Annotated in this window: 17 protein-coding genes and 2 pseudogenes; all 19 read right to left on the bottom strand. The window is 45.6% G+C overall.

The window, feature by feature from the left end:
- Positions 1-14: 14 nt before the first annotated feature.
- Complete coding sequence (locus JOE45_RS03700; RefSeq protein ID WP_210021471.1) at positions 15-509, bottom strand: PPC domain-containing DNA-binding protein; 495 nt, start codon at positions 507-509, stop codon at positions 15-17.
- A 94-nt stretch (positions 510-603) separates the two neighbouring features.
- Positions 604-1,437: a hypothetical protein gene (locus tag JOE45_RS03695; protein ID WP_210021472.1), complete on the bottom strand. Its 834-nt coding sequence runs from the start codon at positions 1,435-1,437 to the stop codon at positions 604-606.
- 39 nt (positions 1,438-1,476) lie between these two features.
- Positions 1,477-2,517 (bottom strand): Gfo/Idh/MocA family protein, encoded by a 1,041-nt coding sequence (locus JOE45_RS03690; protein ID WP_210021473.1) that lies wholly within the window; start codon positions 2,515-2,517, stop codon positions 1,477-1,479.
- A 45-nt stretch (positions 2,518-2,562) separates the two neighbouring features.
- The gene (locus JOE45_RS03685) at positions 2,563-2,742 is read right to left on the bottom strand and encodes a hypothetical protein (protein WP_210021474.1); all 180 of its coding nucleotides are present in this window, start codon (positions 2,740-2,742) and stop codon (positions 2,563-2,565) included.
- Positions 2,743-2,776: 34 nt separating this feature from the next.
- Positions 2,777-3,136 (bottom strand): Rieske (2Fe-2S) protein, encoded by a 360-nt coding sequence (locus JOE45_RS03680; RefSeq protein ID WP_210021475.1) that lies wholly within the window; start codon positions 3,134-3,136, stop codon positions 2,777-2,779.
- 27 nt (positions 3,137-3,163) lie between these two features.
- Positions 3,164-4,306, bottom strand: a complete 1,143-nt coding sequence (locus tag JOE45_RS03675; protein WP_210021476.1) for an amidohydrolase family protein — start codon at positions 4,304-4,306, stop codon at positions 3,164-3,166.
- An 88-nt stretch (positions 4,307-4,394) separates the two neighbouring features.
- Complete coding sequence (locus tag JOE45_RS03670; RefSeq protein ID WP_210021477.1) at positions 4,395-5,678, bottom strand: TRAP transporter large permease; 1,284 nt, start codon at positions 5,676-5,678, stop codon at positions 4,395-4,397.
- Positions 5,679-5,718: 40 nt separating this feature from the next.
- Positions 5,719-6,225, bottom strand: a complete 507-nt coding sequence (locus JOE45_RS03665) for a TRAP transporter small permease (RefSeq protein ID WP_245246568.1) — start codon at positions 6,223-6,225, stop codon at positions 5,719-5,721.
- A gap of 28 nt (positions 6,226-6,253) precedes the next feature.
- The gene (locus JOE45_RS03660) at positions 6,254-7,198 is read right to left on the bottom strand and encodes a transketolase family protein (protein ID WP_245247179.1); all 945 of its coding nucleotides are present in this window, start codon (positions 7,196-7,198) and stop codon (positions 6,254-6,256) included.
- 13 nt (positions 7,199-7,211) lie between these two features.
- A pseudogene (locus JOE45_RS23330) lies at positions 7,212-8,018 on the bottom strand (transketolase).
- A 94-nt stretch (positions 8,019-8,112) separates the two neighbouring features.
- Positions 8,113-9,159 (bottom strand): TRAP transporter substrate-binding protein, encoded by a 1,047-nt coding sequence (locus JOE45_RS03640; RefSeq protein ID WP_210021482.1) that lies wholly within the window; start codon positions 9,157-9,159, stop codon positions 8,113-8,115.
- A gap of 40 nt (positions 9,160-9,199) precedes the next feature.
- Complete coding sequence (locus tag JOE45_RS03635; RefSeq protein ID WP_210021483.1) at positions 9,200-10,234, bottom strand: TRAP transporter substrate-binding protein; 1,035 nt, start codon at positions 10,232-10,234, stop codon at positions 9,200-9,202.
- An 18-nt stretch (positions 10,235-10,252) separates the two neighbouring features.
- The gene (locus JOE45_RS03630; RefSeq protein WP_210021484.1) at positions 10,253-11,011 is read right to left on the bottom strand and encodes an SDR family NAD(P)-dependent oxidoreductase; all 759 of its coding nucleotides are present in this window, start codon (positions 11,009-11,011) and stop codon (positions 10,253-10,255) included.
- 19 nt (positions 11,012-11,030) lie between these two features.
- Complete coding sequence (locus JOE45_RS03625; RefSeq protein WP_210021485.1) at positions 11,031-12,014, bottom strand: transketolase family protein; 984 nt, start codon at positions 12,012-12,014, stop codon at positions 11,031-11,033.
- Between the two features lies 1 nt (position 12,015).
- A complete protein-coding gene (locus JOE45_RS03620) occupies positions 12,016-12,873 on the bottom strand; it encodes a transketolase (RefSeq protein WP_348632475.1) in 858 nt (285 codons plus the stop codon).
- 270 nt (positions 12,874-13,143) lie between these two features.
- Positions 13,144-13,815: a FadR/GntR family transcriptional regulator gene (locus JOE45_RS03615; RefSeq protein ID WP_210021486.1), complete on the bottom strand. Its 672-nt coding sequence runs from the start codon at positions 13,813-13,815 to the stop codon at positions 13,144-13,146.
- 149 nt (positions 13,816-13,964) lie between these two features.
- On the bottom strand, positions 13,965-14,651 hold the full coding sequence (locus tag JOE45_RS03610; RefSeq protein ID WP_210021487.1) for a YheC/YheD family protein: 687 nt from the start codon (positions 14,649-14,651) through the stop codon (positions 13,965-13,967).
- Positions 14,652-14,971: 320 nt separating this feature from the next.
- Positions 14,972-16,531, bottom strand: a pseudogene (locus tag JOE45_RS03605) (IS1182 family transposase).
- Between the two features lie 166 nt (positions 16,532-16,697).
- Positions 16,698-17,507, bottom strand: a complete 810-nt coding sequence (locus JOE45_RS03600; RefSeq protein WP_210021488.1) for an inositol monophosphatase family protein — start codon at positions 17,505-17,507, stop codon at positions 16,698-16,700.
- Between the last annotated feature and the right edge of the window lie 175 nt (positions 17,508-17,682).

Raw genomic sequence — 17,682 nt, 5'->3', positions numbered from 1 at the left:
TCTAATCATATATCTTACAGCTGTCTCGGCATAGATACCGTATAGCCCGTATCCTCAGCAAGCTCCCGTCGGAATACGGCGTTGTCCAATTCCTGAACAATGACCTCCAGCGTATTTAATGCATAACAATTGTAGGCTCTTTCAATATGCCCGCCAATGACTTTCCCATGGATATCCACCATAACCGCATGTAAATGAATGAACAAATCGTCGCCTTTTTCGCAAATGATGCCTTGACCGGATAACACCTCTACAGGACTATCAATCGTCTGCATTTCGGTAAAGCCCGCCCCGGTGATCGCGTTTGAATCCAGCGCAACAAATCTATACTGAGCGCCGGCTGCCAAGCTGCCGACCATCGCCGTGATTCCCCCGGATCTCACTCCGTATTTCTTACAAGCGTCAATGACCCCTTGCACTAAATCCGTGCCTCGGTCTAATCGAATGGCAATCAATCGACCCGTTTTACCCTCTGCTGACGTAAACCCTTCTCCATTAGCCAATGTCATCTCTTTTTCCTCCCTTGATTCCGTCCATTGAACTGCTCAGCTTACGAGTAAATGGATATAAAAAAGTCCGGAAACTCGCCCCGCCTAACCGAACTTAAATCAGATCAATCACTTCACGGATATCGTTGTGATCCAGTCTATAATAGCTTAAGCCTTCAACGGAGCTCTTGAAATTTTCTTCCGTCATCTTGATGATCAATTCGGGATGTCTTGGCTCAATCACCGTATCTGCGTCAAACTCCCAGTCCAATTCCAATACCATTTCAGGGCTGCTGAGCAAGTAGGTGATTTTCCCTTGATCATAGCCTTTCATGCTGTATACAACGGAATCCACTTTCGATATGCTCCAGCCTTTGGCCTCTATGGCATCTCTTCCGAACTGTGCCAATGTCTCCGGATGAATGCTTGTTTTCACCGGAACATGACAGTGCGTGCCCTCAGAAGTCATAAATTCATAGCTTTGCTGCCAATGCTGTGATTTAAAGTAGCTGCTAATGATCGGTTTTTCATGAGTTTCAGGTTGTCTGAATTCATATTTCGAATAATAGTTTTCCATAAAATCATCTTCCCAATATTCCAAATTGGTCCCGGCTCTTGTGTTGTTAGGATTTGCGGGCTCAATTACAGCATTGGAATCATAGGTTAAGAATAATTCAAAGTGAGCCATGTCCTGTCGCGGATGGATGTAATATATATTGGTTATCCCTTTTCCATGTCCCAAAAATCCGATTTTTCGCTGCAGGGTATAGCCTTTCTTTGAGAAATAGCCTTCAACCACTTTGGCCATATCATGCGGGTACAGGATACTATTGGCATAGACATGCATATGACGTATTTTTCTTCCTTTTTCCAATGTTTCTATGGTCTTGTTCCACTGCTCCGAGCGAAAATAAGCAGCGATTTGTTGAATCACCAGCTTTTTCAGCATTCCTTTTCCCTCCTGTGCGTCATCTTTGATATGCGCCTACTATTTGGCCAATGAATGAGCAGCTACTTCAATTTCATCCAACATAATGACTCTTTTTTCTTCAGCCGATCGCATGGCCGCTTCAATAACTTTGAGCTGTAGCATGATCTCTTTACCGGATGCCACTGGTTCCCGCTCTTCCCTTATCGAATCCACGAATTCCTTCATCTGCACCGCAAAATTGTGCGGAAGCGGCTCGCCCGTCATGATCAGCTCACCATTTACATACAAGTCGGTTTCTGCGGTACCTACCAAGCCGACATGGTCCCCCGTTTGTGAGAAATAAATGGATCCTTCTTTGCCGATCATCAGTCCTTCATGTCTAGAAGGCCGGTTATTAATGGATAGGAAGCTGGTGGCATGAGTCCCGTCGTCAAAGCCGATGATAATTGTAACATCGTCATCCCCCTCGAAATCGGGGTTGTTCGAGGCGCCTTGGGCGAACACGGACACGGGCCGTCGATCGTTCAGCATCCATAATGTAAAATCAATACTGTGAGAGCCCTGCATCGGATATACGAGTCCGCCCGTAGCTTTCTTCGATCGCCACCACACAGGAGCGGTATTCACGTCAAAATGACAAACGAAAGTATACAAGAGGTTGGTAATCTTCCCGATTTTTTCGCGCTGCTTCCTGGCCTCCTGCAGGGCGATAAAGAAGCGGCGGCTTTGCGCTACCATGAGGTTCACGCCGTTTCTCTCCGCCGCATCGACCATGGCTTGGCCTTCGGGTACGGAATTGGCCATCACTTTTTCCACTAGAACATGTTTTCCCGCTTCGGCGGCTTTTACAGCGATCTCCTGGTGCAAGAAATGGGGCAAGCAAATCACTACGGCATCAATATCAGGATCCTTGAACGCTTCATCTACAGAGGTGTAGTACGGAACGCCGTATTCTTCGGAAAACGATACCGCAAGCCGTTCCTGCGTATCTATCACTGCGGCAAGCTCGCATAGATCGGGCCAATATTGAATCGCATCAATATGCGTTCTTGAAATTCGACCCAATCCGATAATTGCAACTCTCACTTTTGAAGCCATGGTTCAACCTCTCCTTATAGGTATATTCCTTAAATGCTGCTAAGCTTATTCCGATTGGCTTAACCGGGAATTGTATACTTCAACCATATGATAAGCCCAGCTCTTCGCTTCCACCCACGATTTATCGAATTTAGCCACCCAATCCAGTTCATTTTCCGAATACACCACAATATACTCCAACGGCCTTTCAACGACTTTAAGACGCTCTAGCTTCATCTCTTCCATTTCAATCTTCCCCTTATGATCTGGCAGCCGTTGTTTATGCCAAACGGACTAAACCATCCTGTACTTCCACCTTATACGTTCTAAGTTTAATTTCTTGATAAGCCAGACATTGTCCCGTTTTAATTTCGTACTCCAGACCATGCCATGGACAAGCTATGATTTCGCCGTCTTTGATCCATTGCTTTTGCCAATTCGTATCTTTATTAGCGGCCAGCGTGCCCGATACTCTCCCTTCACATACGGGTCCCACCTGATGCGGACATAGGTTAGGGAGGGCATACAGTTCGCCGTCAATATTAAACACTCCGATTTCTCTGTTTTTCACCTTGACCACTTTATGTGAACCCTTAGGAAAATCCTCTACTTTCCCTACAATATCTCCACCCGCCACCATCGATCACCCTCCTCATTCCTCATTCACTTACTTGATTTGGTCTATGGCTTTCTTTTCAAGGTTTAACCGGCGACCTGTTTTGTCGATATTAAAAAATTCCAACGCATTCTCGCCCATGATCTTACGTCGCAGCTCCGGAGTAAAGGCCGGGTTGTTAAATACTTCTCTTGGGTGGTCAAAATCATGGTGCGGCCAATCGGAAGCAAACATCACACGATTTTCCCCTTCAAACATGTCGATGATCTGCTTTAAATGCTCAGGTTTATCCGGCTCCTCGATCGGTTGTGTAGCATAGTAAAAGTTTTTGACATAGTGACTTGGAGGATGCTCCAGGATTCCCCACTCTCTGCGCTGCTCCAGGTACACTTTATCTAATCTCATCATCATAAACGGCACCCATGAAATTCCCGCTTCTTCAAAACAAATTTTCAATTTAGGAAAACGAACAGGTATTCCCTTCTCCATCATTTTCAACATATTCGCCATCATAGAGAAGCAGTGAGGGAAAACAAACTGTCCTATGAGCGTTTCGTATTGATGAACATTATTCGGGAAATGCGGTACCAAGGTGGTCGCAGCATGAAGAATTAACGGAAGTCCGGCCGATTCGGCAGCTTGGAATATCGGATCATATTTTTTATGACCCCATAATACATCGAGTCCAGCACACGGAAGATATATGCCGACAATTCCTTCCACATCCTTATATTTCTCAATCTCCCTTGCTGCGTCCTCAGGATCTTGGGAGCATGCAATGATGCAGCCCTTCAAGCCCTGCTCTTTATCGCACCATTTGTCTACGATATATGCGTTATAGGCTCTGGCTAGGGCCGCAGCATATTCCACTTGAGGCAGATTATTGATCAGCAAGAGGTGGTCTGGAAACAACACTCCGATGTCGATATGAAAGGCGGATAATTCTTCTTTCATTTGAGCTGGACTCGTAACTTGCCGGAACATCGTATTCCCTCCAGGCCAAAGAGGGAGATTATCTCTAAACTGAGGCGCATAGCCGGGAATGGATAAATATCTCCAAGGGACTTCCTCTAAATATTCCAGCGACTTACGCCAAGGCATATCGATATAAGGAGCAAGCTCCCTTGGAGTATCATTCACATGTACGTCAACGTCTACAACCGTAATATCCGCTAATGTTTCTCTGTTACTCATCGTTCATTCCTCCTATTAGATGGTTCTTGTACCCATAGATATGCTCATCTGATGAATTTATTCTTATGAAATAGCGCGCTGATTAGAATCACTTATTATACAAAAGTTCCAAAGGAACCGTAACAATTTGGGGAAACAACACCAGCAGAAGCAGGATCACAACGTGTACCCACAAGAAAGGCCAAACGCCCTTCATAATCCCTTCCATATTGGTCTTCCCTACACTAGCAGCCACATTAAGAACTGTTCCTACCGGCGGTGTTAGAAGCCCTATACAATTGTTAAGAACATAGAGAATGCCAAAATAAACAGGATCAATTCCCGCCGCATGGATAATAGGCATCAATACGGGTGTAAGTATTAAAATCGTTGGGGTCAAATCCATAGCTGTACCAACCAAAAATACGATCACCATAATGATCAGCAAAAGAAGAGTTTTATGCTCAATGAACGGTCCCAGCATACTCGCTACTTCGGCTGGAATGTTCGCGATCGTGATTTGCCATGCGGAAACCATAGCCGCAGCAGTAAGGAACAAAACTATGCTCGTGGTTTTGGCTGCCGATAACAAAACATCGAACATCTGTTCCAACTTCAATTCCCGATAAATGAATAAACCGACAACTAAAGCATAGAATGCGGCCATCACCGCCGATTCCGTAATGGTGAAAACCCCTCCGCGCATCCCCACAATAATAAATATAGGCAATAGGAGAGCCCAGATCGAATCTAGGAAGGTCCCGAAAATCTCTTTGAACGATTTGCGTGGATATACCTGATAGGTTCCTGAGCGTGAAAGCCACCACCAGCAAACCGCCAAACCTACCGCCATCAGTAAACCAGGCGCAATGCCCCCTAGAAATAATTTGGTGATCGATACATTCGCGGTTACCCCATATAAAATCATGGGGATACTCGGCGGGATAATGGGGGCTATGATACCGCTCCCTGCAACCAGTCCGCTTGCCCGGTTGCGATCGTAGCCTGCTTTAACCATCATCGGGATCAAGATAGCGCCTAGTGCAGCCGTGTCCGCAACAGCCGAGCCGGAAAGTCCGGCAAACAGAACACTCCCGATAATAACAACATACCCGAGGCTGCCGCGAATATGCCCAACCAAGGACAAAGCCAGGTTTACAATCCGTTTGGAGATCCCGCCCGCATTCATCAGTTCCCCTGCAAGAATAAAAAATGGAATCGCCATAAGAGAAAAGTTATCTACGCCATTGATTAGGTTTTGCGCAATAATGGACGTATCAAAGGTACCCAGATAAAACATTAACGCAACTCCGCAAAGCAAGAGGGAAAAAGCAATCGGTATGCCTAAAGCCATCGCGCCGAGAAGCGAACCTACAAATACGGCTATTGTCACGTTCTTGCCCTCCCCTTTACTTATGGATTACAGAACTCGTTCATTCTTCCGAATCGCTCGTGAAAGTGAGATCGCTGTCATTATTTTTCTTGAATAACGCCTGGAATATATTGTATAACAGTATAGCTCCCATACTTATACTGGTAACCACACCAATGCCATAAACCAGAAAGAGACGCATTCCGGTTGCCGGGGCTCTGTTGTCGATATTCAGTATCGTAATATTCCAGCTCCCTAAGAAAACCAACCAAAGACAATAAAGAACCATCAAGTTGCTCAGAACAAATGCGATTTTTCTAAGCGACATAGGTAGCTTTTTGACAAACATATCGACCCCCAAATGCTGGTTATCTTTTAATGCGGCGATGGCTCCGAGAAATGTCATCCAAATTAATAAAAATCGTGCCATTTCTTCCGTCCAGGAAATGCCGGAATCAAAAACATAGCGCAATACGGCGTTGCCAAAAACAAGGATACTCATGGCCGTCAGTGAGATAACGATAGCGAGATTAAGAAGATTTCTGATCGGCTTGAACATTTTTTGCATGGATAACACCACCTTTGGATTAAATCCGTTATTTGATATGCTGTTTCTTACGTTCAAGCACCTTTTCTACCGCTTGGACAACGGATTGGACTGTAAGGCCATATTTATGATTCAGATCGTTTACTAAGCCCGACTCGGTAAATCGGTCCCTGATGCCGACTCGTTCAATCGGTACCGGCAGTGTATTGCCTAGCAGCTCCGATACCGCTCCGCCAAGCCCTCCGATGATACTATGCGGTTCAACGGTGACTATGGCTTTATTAGTCCGTGCACACGAAATGATTACTTCCTCATCCAACGGTTTGATCGTGTGAATATCAATCACCATAGATGTTATTCCTTGCAGAGTTAACTGTTTTGAAGCCTCGACCGCGGTACTGACCATAGACCCGGTGGCTAATATGGCCACATCCTTGCCTGTCCTCAAAATCTTGCCTTTACCCAGGTTAACTGGTTCATCCTCCCCATAAACAACCGGAATAGGGACTTTATCCAATCTGACGTAGACTGGACCCACCATCTCGGCAACTTGCCGTATCAGTCTTCTCGTCGAATTCGCATCAGCTGGAGACACCACGGTCATATTGGGGATCGACCTCATGATGGCTATATCTTCAAGCGCGTGGTGAGTCGCCCCGTTTTTACCGACATGAACACTGATATTCGCAGATACGATTTTCACATTAAGTAAAGGATAAGCAATTCCATTTCTTATATTGTCGCCAGCCCGTAAGGCTTGAAACATGGCAAAGGCAGAGACAAAGGGAGTAAACCCGAGACTGGCAAACCCTGCGGCGATACTGGTCATGGCCTGTTCCGCAATGCCGACATCGTAAAATTTGTCCGGGTGCTTTTCGATAAATGGCCCCAGTCCTATAGGATCGGAGGAATCTGCGGTAATAAGTACAATATCGGAGCGTGTATCAGCTAAACGGATAAGCTCCTCACAATAGGCTGCACTTGGATTCTCCAGCGGGTATCCCTCCTTAGCCCAACAATTCCTGTTTGGCCAACTGAATTTCGGCTTTGCTTAATTTTTCTCCGTAAAATTCGTTTCCACGTTCCATGAAGGAAATCCCTTTTCCTTTGACGGTTTTAGCAATCAGTACGGAAGGTTTGTCTTTGCACGCTTTAACCTGAGCTATTCCAGCCAGTATTTGCCCAAAATGATGCCCGTCGATTTCCATCGCGTTTCAACCGAAAGACTCCCATTTTTTCATTACATCTTCCATATGAATGATATCCTTGGTGAAACCGCCTGCTTGCTTTCCATTCTTATCGACGATCGCTATCAGATGATTTGTTTTATAATGGGATGCAATCATGGCAGACTCCCAAACGATGCCTTCGTTTAATTCTCCATCTCCCAATAGAGCATAAGTATATGCCGGTATTCCCTTGTTTCGAAGTCCTAACGCCATGCCTACCGAACTAGCAAATCCCTGTCCTAATGATCCGGTGGACATATCAACACCAGGTGTTTTTCTCATGTCAGGATGGCCTTGAAGTCTGCTGTTTATCTGGCGGAATGTGCTCAATTCTTCCTTAGGAAAATATCCTCTCTCTGCCAAAGCCGCGTATAGAACTGGGCTAGCATGACCTTTAGATTATACAAACCGGTCGCGTTTGTCCCAATCGGGTCTTAAAGGATCGATATTCATTACCGAAAAATATAGAGCGGTTACGAGTTCAACAGAGGAAAGCGAAGCGCCCGGGTGTCCGGACTGAGCAGCCTCCACCATCGTAATGATCTGTTTTCGAATAACCAGAGCCTTCTCTTTAAGTGGTTCCATGGTCAAGGATGCTTGAGACAATATAAGACCCCCTCCAAACGACTGGAGATTTCAAGGAAACCCGCCCCAAACCAGGGGCGGCGAACCCCATTCCTTACTGTCTGGCAGCGCTTCGAACTTTTTCAATTAACTCTTTACCATAGGTGCTTTCATATTCCTTGTAGACCGGAGCAACGGCTTCCTGAAACGGTTTTTTGTCGGGTTCATTGATCAGCATTCCCTTGGTCTGCAGCTCGGCCTTCAGCTTGATGTCATCTTGCTTGACCAGCTCCCGCATCATTTGTCCCGCTTCTTTACCGCTATCCGATATGATTTTTTGCTGATCCGGAGATAATGTTTTCCAGAAGGCTTCACTAACGGCAAAAGGCACCGGGCTGTATTGATGTCCTGTCATAGAAAGATATTTTTGGACTTCATAAAACTTGCTCGCATTAATGTTCGTAAGCGGATTCTCCTGTCCATCAACTACGTGCTGTTCCAAAGCAGGGTATAGCTCGCTGTACGCCATTCCTAAAGAATTAGCCCCCATTGCTTTAAGAACGCTCAGTGATACCGGTATTTCGGGCGTTCGAATTTTAACCCCTTTTAAATCCTCCGGCTTTTCGATAGGCTTTTTGCTATTCGTGATTTGTCTAAATCCATTCTCCCAATAGCTGATAATCCGTATGCCTTTACCGATTAACGGATCGGCCAGCTCTTTACCGACAGCACCATCCAGCACCTTCCATGCCTGCTCGAAATTCTCGAACAAATACGGTAATTCGATGACTCCGATGCTGGGACTATATTTGGCAAAGAGACCCGTAGCTACTGGCGTCGCCTGAATAGAATTCGTCACAATACTCTGCAGCATGGCGGATTCACTGCCTAATTGTTCACCCGAGAAAACCTGCACTTCCATTGTTCCGTTCGACTTTTGCTCTACCAGCTCTTTAAATTTCAGCGCCGCCGTATGCCTGAAGTTCGTTTCGGTGAGTGCATGACCCAATTTAATGATGATTTTCTTATCATTGTTCGCCGGCGTTGGCGTATTGTTGTTTGATGCATTGGGGCTCGGAGTAGATGGAGTGCCACCGGAAGAGCACGATGCCAAAAAAAGTACCATGGATACTGTGAGTAAAATGGCAAATATTTTTTTCATATTGCATCCCCTCATCCATTCATTGATGTGCAAATCGTCTTTACTGTTTGGCAGCATTACGTACTTTTTCAATCAATTCCTTGCCATACGTGCTTTCATATTCCTTGTAGACCGGAGCAACGGCTTCCTGAAACGGTTTTTTGTCGGGTTCATTGATCAGCATGCCTTTGGCCTGAAGCTCGGCCTTCAGCTTGACATCATCTTGCTTAACCAGCTCCCGCATCATTTGTCCCGCTTCTTTACCGCTATCCGATATGATTTTTTGTTGATCCGCCGATAAACTTTTCCAGAAGGTTTCACTAACGGCAAAAGGCACCGGGCTGTATTGATGACCTGTCATAGAAAGATATTTTTGGACTTCATAAAACTTACTTGCATTAATGTTTGTTAGCGGATTTTCCTGTCCGTCAACCACGTTCTGCTCTAAAGCCGGGAATAGCTCACCGAATGCCATCCCTACCGAATTGGCCCCCATCGCTTTGAGAACACTCAGTGAAATAGGTATCTCGGGCGTTCGAATTTTCACTCCTTTTAAATCCTCAGGTTTCTCGATAGGCCTTTTGTTATTCGTAATCTGTCTGAAACCATTCTCCCAATAGCTGATAATCCTGATGCCTTTGCCGGTCAACGGTTCGGCAAGCTCTTTGCCCACAGGTCCATCCAGCACCTTCCATGCCTGTTCAAAATTTTCGAATAGGTAAGGTAATTCGATAACGCCGATGTTGCTGTAATATTTGGCGAATAGACCAGTTGCCACTGGCGTTGCTTGGATCGAGTTGGTGACCAGGCTTTGAAGCATGGCCGACTCACTGCCCAATTGTTCAGAGGGGAAAACTTGCACTTCCATAGTTCCATTGGACTTTTGATCAACCAATTCTTTAAATTTCAGCGCCGCCTGATGTCTGAAGTTCGTTTCGACACTGCTATGTCCCAATTTAATAATGATTTTCTTATCATTGCTTGCAGGCATTGGAGAACCTGATGTATTTGGACTTGAGCTTGAATTCGACCCACCGGAAGAGCACGCTGCCAATACCATGCTTAAAGTAAGCAGTATACAAAGCACTTTTTTCATATGGCATCCCCTCAATATTTAATCGATATGCATACCGCCATTGATATCAATTTCTTCACCGGTAATATATCCCGCCTCTTCAGAAGCCAGAAACACAATCGTATAGGCCACGTCTCCAATCGTTCCAATCCTTCCAACCGGAATCCCTCTTACTAATTCCTCTTTCAATTGAGGTGTGAGCAGACCGCCTGTGATTTCTGTCCCGATCAGTCCGGGAGCCACACTGTTACAGGTAATACCAAAAGCAGCCATCTCTCTTGCAACCGCTTTCGAAAAACCGCTTACAGCTGCTTTCGCCGCAGAGTAATGAGAGCCCCCGAACAATCCGCCTCCTCTTTTTCCCGAAACAGATCCCAAATTTATAATTCGACCGTAGCTGTTCTGTTTCATGTAAGGAAGAACTTCTTGGGTAAGATGAAATACCCCCTTCATATTGATTTTGAAAATGAGGTCCCATTCCTCTTCCGAAATATCCAGTACTCGTGTCGGGCGGGTAATGCCCGCGTTATTGACAAGAATGTCTAATTTACCGAATCGGTTAACAATATCGCTTACGGCTTGGGATATTTGCTTACGGTCGGTTACATCAAGCGGAATGGATACGGCGATTCCGCCGCTATCTTCAATTTCCTTCGCTGCCTCTTGCACCCCGCTCACATCAATGTCGGCCAGAACTACCGCAGCACCTCTTGAGGCCAGCTGTCTAGCGATTTCACGACCAATGCCCCGCTTGGACCCGGCCCCTGTAATGAGCGCAATTCTTTGATCGAAATTCATATGGGTACCCCTTTTATCGTTATGGATTGACTATTTCTCGCGCAACGGACGCGATCCCTTCACCGTCCAGTTTGTAGTAATGGTATAAGTGGTAAGGCTTACCGATCAATGAATATTGATCCATGATGCCATGGCGTTTAAATTTGCACGGTATGCCTGACTCCATCAGCACTTCCGCTACAGCTCCCCCAAGTCCGCCATAAATATTGTGTTCTTCAACGGTCAATATAGCTCCAGTTTCTCTTGCCGCTTGAAAGACGGCTTCTTGATCCAGAGGCTTAATGGTATGCATATCGAGCACACGTACCTCCAGCCCTTCTTGATTTAATTGCTCCGCTGCGTCCAATGCTGATTTCACGGTGATTCCACACGCAATAATGGTTAAATCTTCACCTTGTCTGAGTACATTCGCTTTCCCGATAACGTTCTTAGGACGATCCGACGTATACACTACATCCTCCCGGCCTCTACTCACCCGGAAGTAAATCGGCCCGTCGTATGACACGACCGATTCCTCAATCAATTGCGACAGAGCCTGCCCGTCTGCTGGGGAAATCACGGTCATGTTCGCCATCGATCGAATAATCGCAATATCCTCGGTAGCATGGTGCGAGGAACCATAAAAACCCATAGCAATTCCGGTGTGTGTGCCAATGAGTCTGACTTTGAGTTTAGGATAGGCAATATCGGTTCTAATCTGCTCACAGCATAGCAATCCAAGAAACGATGCATAGGTTGCCACAAATGGAATTTTCCCCGTAGTTGCCAACCCGGCTGCAGCTGATACCATATTTTTTTCGGCAATGCCGAAATCGAAAAACCGATCCGGATATTTGTTTCCAAAGTCCGCCAAACGGGTCGGATATCCGAGATCGGCACATAAGGCCACTATTCCGGGATATTGCTCCCCTAATCGTGCAAGCGTTTCGCCTGCGGTTAATTGCTTGGCGAATGTCAAGCCTTGGAACAGCTCCCACGTATCTTCATGTAATGGTACGGCCATGTTATCCTACCCCCTTGATTTCCCGGATCGCTTTATCCATATCTTCCTGAGCCAAATTAGCGACGTGCCATTCAAACGTATGCTCCATCCAGGACACGCCTTTTCCGGAAACGGTATCGCAGAGGATCAGAGTAGGTTTCTCCGAATCCGGAGCGGGAAGCGAATCAAACGTTCTAAGGAGTGAAGGGATATCATGGCCATCGATCTCAACCACATTCCAGCCGAAGCTTTCAAACTTTTCTCGGATCGGATAAATATTCATGATTTCTTTCGTTATTCCATCTACGGAAACTTTGTTATTATCCAAAATCGCGACGACATTTCCGAGCTTAAAATGTGAGGCGCTCATAGCGGCTTCCCACACTTGCCCCTCTTGGATCTCCCCATCGCCCAGCAAGCAATAGATCCGATTCGCAATCCGATCCAGTCTAGCCCCCAAAGCCATCCCCACACTTACGGATATTCCATGCCCTAGCGAACCGGAACTGAAATCGATGCCAGGAATTTTATTCATATCCGGGTGATCTCCAAAAGCGCTTCCGATTTGTGTGTACGTGTTCAGTTCGTCTTTGGGAAAAAAGCCGACATCAGCCAGTATGGGATATAATCCGACGGCTGCATGCCCCTTTCCCATAACAAAACGATCTCGCTCCTCCCATGAAGGTCGATTGGCATCATACTTCATCGTGTAATAATAAAGAGCAGCAAAGATCTCCGCGCAAGAAAACGAAGATCCATAGTGTCCGCTGCCCGCCAGAGAAATCAATCGAATGGTTTCCAAACGGGATAGCTTCGCTTTTTCCTTGATCAAATCAACAATGTCATCGTCGTTCTGAATCATTTTTTTTCTCAAATTCACGGGTACCCTCCTTCGTTCTTGCCCCTGCAATGGTCCTGCTTTGGTAAACACACGCCGTGGAGGACGATGATATAGGATACATGAAATGAAATAGGTTAATTGGCGAATGGTAAACACATTCTTCAAAACCAAAGCTGCAGCATACTAGTCTTAATGATTTCCTCACAGCCATCATATTCAATAAATAAGCTAATATGCTCATCTGATGAGCATAACATTAAAAAAAATCTTGATGCTAGCATTCGCATATGGATAAAAATATCCATTGACTTACGTCTGTTTTGTTAATTCGTCAGTGATATTATCCAGATGCTTCTTCATAATATCCTCCGCCAGTTGAGTATCTCCGGTTTCAATAGCGTCGACCATAATGGTATGATCCTCCAGAACTCTTTCGAATGGATAATCAGGTATATGGGTTAAAGCGTCCAGCACGGCATCAAACATGCCTGAGATATTATGAAAAATACTGTGAATAAATGGATTTTTAGAAGCTTTGGAGATGATAAAATGAAATTCACGATCAAACTCCAAAAAACGTTTGGGAACCAATATTGTTTTTCGCATTTCCTCTATTAAATCTCTAAGCTCTTCTATATCTGATGCTGTACGGTTTTCAGCTGCCTTTTTGATTCCAAAAATTTCGATCATACGTCTTAAATCGACAACATGCTCCAAAAAAGCTACTCCATTGGGTGAAGGAGTAAAATCTGCTATGAATGTTCCTTTACCATGTATGGAGTAGACCAAACCTGTCGATTCCATGTATTTAATGCTTTCACGTACCGTTGTTCTCGCTACGCCATAGCTTTTTGCGATACTTTCAATCGAAGGCAGCTGAGCACCTGAATGGTATTCATTTCGACTAATTTTCCAGATCGTATCTCTAATCATTCGTTGAGTAAATGGTTGGATTTTCTTTTCAGCAACTATGGTGGTCACCTTCCCTCTCTAACTGGTATGCTCAACTGATGAGTTCATTGTGATATTAAATATATGTACATGTTTCTTGTCTATGCTAGATATTTTCGCATCCGAGGATTCACAATAGTATAGAGAGGGGCCGAACACTGCTGTCGGCCACAGAACCATTAGACCCTCGTCTTTTTAGTTTTTCCTCTTCCCCACCTTGAATTTAGTTTTCGGTTTGATTTCATTAAAAACACGGCATACTGAATGGGTGTGAGGTAAGTATCAAAAAACGTTGAACGCATTCCTGCTTTTTTAAATGTAATTCGCTGGTCTCTTCCGTTCATCTCAATAAATTTGACCGAACCATTGCGAGTAACCCCCATATCCAAGCCAATATCGGCAAGGTGGGGCAATTGATCCCCCAAGTAATTAGCGATCTCCAATGACGCGCGGTTAACTTCTTTTTTCATGGATTCCACTGACAACCCGCTGTGCCGGAAAAGTTTCTCACCTCTTTTAACCTTGCCACCCTTGGCCACATTGGTTACATGGCGGCCTGCCGCGGCAACCTTCCCCACCATACCGGAAATCTGCCATTCCCCTGTTCTTCCTCTCTGAACCGAAACTCGAAGATCATAGGGTCGTCCATGATAAGTTGCTAAAGGAATAGCCTCTTGGATGAGATAATTTTGCGGACCCACTTTTTGTTCAATAAAAGCAAAGGTTTTCCGCAGAGATTTTTGCAAATGCTTTTCTTTTTTCCAATAAATAGTCCAATTTCCACTCGATTTTTTCTTTATTTTAATAATGCCGTTGCCTATGCTTCCACTTGTTGGCTTAACATAGAGTTCTGAACATTCGTTCATTGCTGAAGCAGCAATTTATGAATACCATATTTACCGAAACGATTGGTTCTGTTAAATATCGTGCTCACTCGCGCTAACTTTTTTAACCTCTTTTTCCCATACGTTGAAAAAGTAATCGCCCGGTTATGAATGATTTTAGGTATACTACACCTTGCTTTTTTATACTTCCCAGAGCTATAAATGTAACCCATCGCTGACGTTTTTCCTGTATGACGTAAGGACATATATAAAGGTCTGACGGGGCTGTCTCAAAAGTAGGTTTTTGCTACTAAAGAGATGGTCCCTTCTCTCATTATGACGAAAAAAGGTCGAGTCAGGGCTTATACTTGCTCCTGAACTCGGCCTTTTTGGATCATCGTTGCCCACTTGAGCAGATTGTGGGCAAGCGAAAGCCACCCGACCTCAAGGCTTACTTTTGGCAAGCCCCGAAGCAGGAAACGCCGGAAGTTCCGGTTGCTCTTCATTTGTCCAAACACACTCTCCGGTTCAATCATGCGGCGAACCGAGAGCTTGTAACCTTCCTCGCTTTGAAGCAGTTCTCGTGCTTGCCGCTTCTGGCGCAGATACTTCATGCTGACCCGTATTTCTCGATTTCCCTGTGCTTTCGTACAGTCGCTTTTGATGGGGCAGTCCGTGCAATCGACACTTCGGTAATGGCGAAGTTGGATTTCGTAGCCGCTTTCGGTCCGTCCTTTGCTTTCATATCGGAACGTTAAGGCTCGACCGCCAGGGCAATGCCACATGTCGCTTGCTTCATCATATGACCAGTTGTCCACCTTGCTGATGTCGCTCTTCCATTTTCTCGACTTCTCTTTGTGGTAGGTGTTGTATTTGACCACGGCCTTGATCTGTTCGTCCTCCAGATAGGCGTAGTTCTCTTCTCCGCCATATCCAGCATCGGCAATGACGGTGCCCGGCAGCTTGCCAAACGCTGCCTTGACTTTCTCCAAGTGGGGCTTCATGCAACGGGTGTCGGTCGGGCGTTGATGCAAGCTGTATCCGATGATAAACTGGTTTTCCGTTCCGATTTGCACGTTGTAACCCGGTTTGAGCTGCCCATTGCGCATGTGATCCTCCTTCATCCGCATGAAGGTCGCGTCCGGATCCGTTTTGCTGTAGCTGTTCCGCTCGCCCAGCACCTTTTCGTGATGTTCTTACTTCTGCAAACGGGGCAGTAAATCTTTGCGCACCAAGCGAACCGCCTTTTTCAGCGGCTTATCCTTGGGTTTGGCTTTCAGTTTTTCTTCGAGCTGTTGCACCGCTTTCTCCAGCTTTTCACCGGTGATGGAACTGGACTCGCCCAGTTCAAGCAAATCCTGATTTTGTCGCTCTTGTTCTTCTTGACGCTCGGCTTCTTCAATGCTCGCAAAGAGGGTTTGGACTTTCTCTTGAAGTTTCGCTTTATGTTTCACCACGGCTTTGCCCCAGACAAAGGTGTACTTGTTGGCATTGGCCTCGATTTTTGTTCCATCGATGAAGTAATGCTCCAGCTTGACATAGCCGGCTTCCACCAGAAAGCCAAGCACCGTGGTAAAGATGGTTTCCAGCACGGCTTTCATCCGCTCGGAACGGAAGCGGTTTATAGTACGAAAGTCTGGTCGTTGCCGGGCAGCGAGCCACATGAACGGAATATGTTCACGCACGGCTTTTGCGATTTGACGAGAGAAGTAGATCCGCTGGGTGTAAGCGTAGATGATGATTTTTGTGAGCATCTTGGGGTGGTAGCTGTCTCGACCTCCACCTGGATAAGCTGCCGTGAAGATGTGGTCATCTATGCGATTCACAGCAGCGTTCACCACACGCACCAGATGATTCGCTGGAATGTCTTCCTCCAAATCCATTGGCAGATAAAGTTGATCCATGTTATATTGAATGTACAAAGAAACCGTCTCCTTTCGAATGGTTGGGTGGTACCTCCATTTTACTAAGAACCGGTTTCTTTTTGTTTTACAATTTTAAAAACAGGGTTGCCCCTGAGTCATTTCATTCATGACTTATGGGACAGCCCCTTTTTGCAGAGCGAAACCAAACGATATTCCAACGAGGCTATTCTGCGATCGGCTGTAGACAACTAATCACCGTAGAATGTACTTTCACATTGCTGCAGATGATATGTTGATCCGACAGACGATATGTACCTCCCTTGATGTCAGTCACCATTCCCCCGGCCTCCTTAACAAGCACGATGCCTCCAGCCATATCCCACGCATTTAAGCCGTACTGCCAGAATGCACCGAATCTTCCGCAGGCAACATAGGCCATATGTAAGGCAGCAGAACCAAACACCCGAATCGCCCTGAACTGCTTGCCCATTGGAACCATACTGCCGAGATTCATCTCCCTGTACTCGGGCGATGACATAAGACCAGTGGCAATTACGCACTGGGCAGCATGCTCCGCATTAGATACCTTTACTGATTTACCATTAAGATAAGTACCTTTACCTTTCTCTGCCGAAAACAATTCATCCCGGCTAGGATCGTATACGACACCGATCACAAGCTCCCCATGGCAGGCCAGCGCAATAGAAACCGTAAACCCGGGGATACCATGAACATAATTGGTTGTGCCGTCAATCGGATCGACAATCCATAAGAACGGAATGTCGGCCGCCCCTTCAAGAACTTCCTGTATAGGACGAGAAGAAAGGTAGGTTTCTTCTTCACCAAGAAATGCATGTTCAGGATAAGAATCCATAATAACATCGCGGATCATTTGCTCCGCTAGTTTATCGACCTCTGTCACAACATCAAAGCTTGAGCTTTTTTCTTCTGTACCTAGCTCCCCGCCTGATCTGGACAGAATCATTTTTCCGGCTTCTTTTGCCGCCTTGCACGCTATTTCTAAATAACTCATGTCTGCTTCTCTCCCATTCCATACCTTCTATATTAGAGATTTTTATCCGTCAATTTAGCTTTCTGTACCTGATGTATAAGCCGCCCTCTCCAATAGGTGACATCATTTTAGCATTCTTTTATTTGTACGTCTACATGATTCCGGGAATATAAACCATCCTCTTAAAAATATAAAG

Source organism: Paenibacillus sp. PvR098 (genome assembly GCF_017833255.1).
In the GTDB taxonomy this organism is placed as follows: domain Bacteria; phylum Bacillota; class Bacilli; order Paenibacillales; family NBRC-103111; genus Paenibacillus_G.
This window is presented reverse-complemented; position numbering and strand designations above follow the sequence as displayed.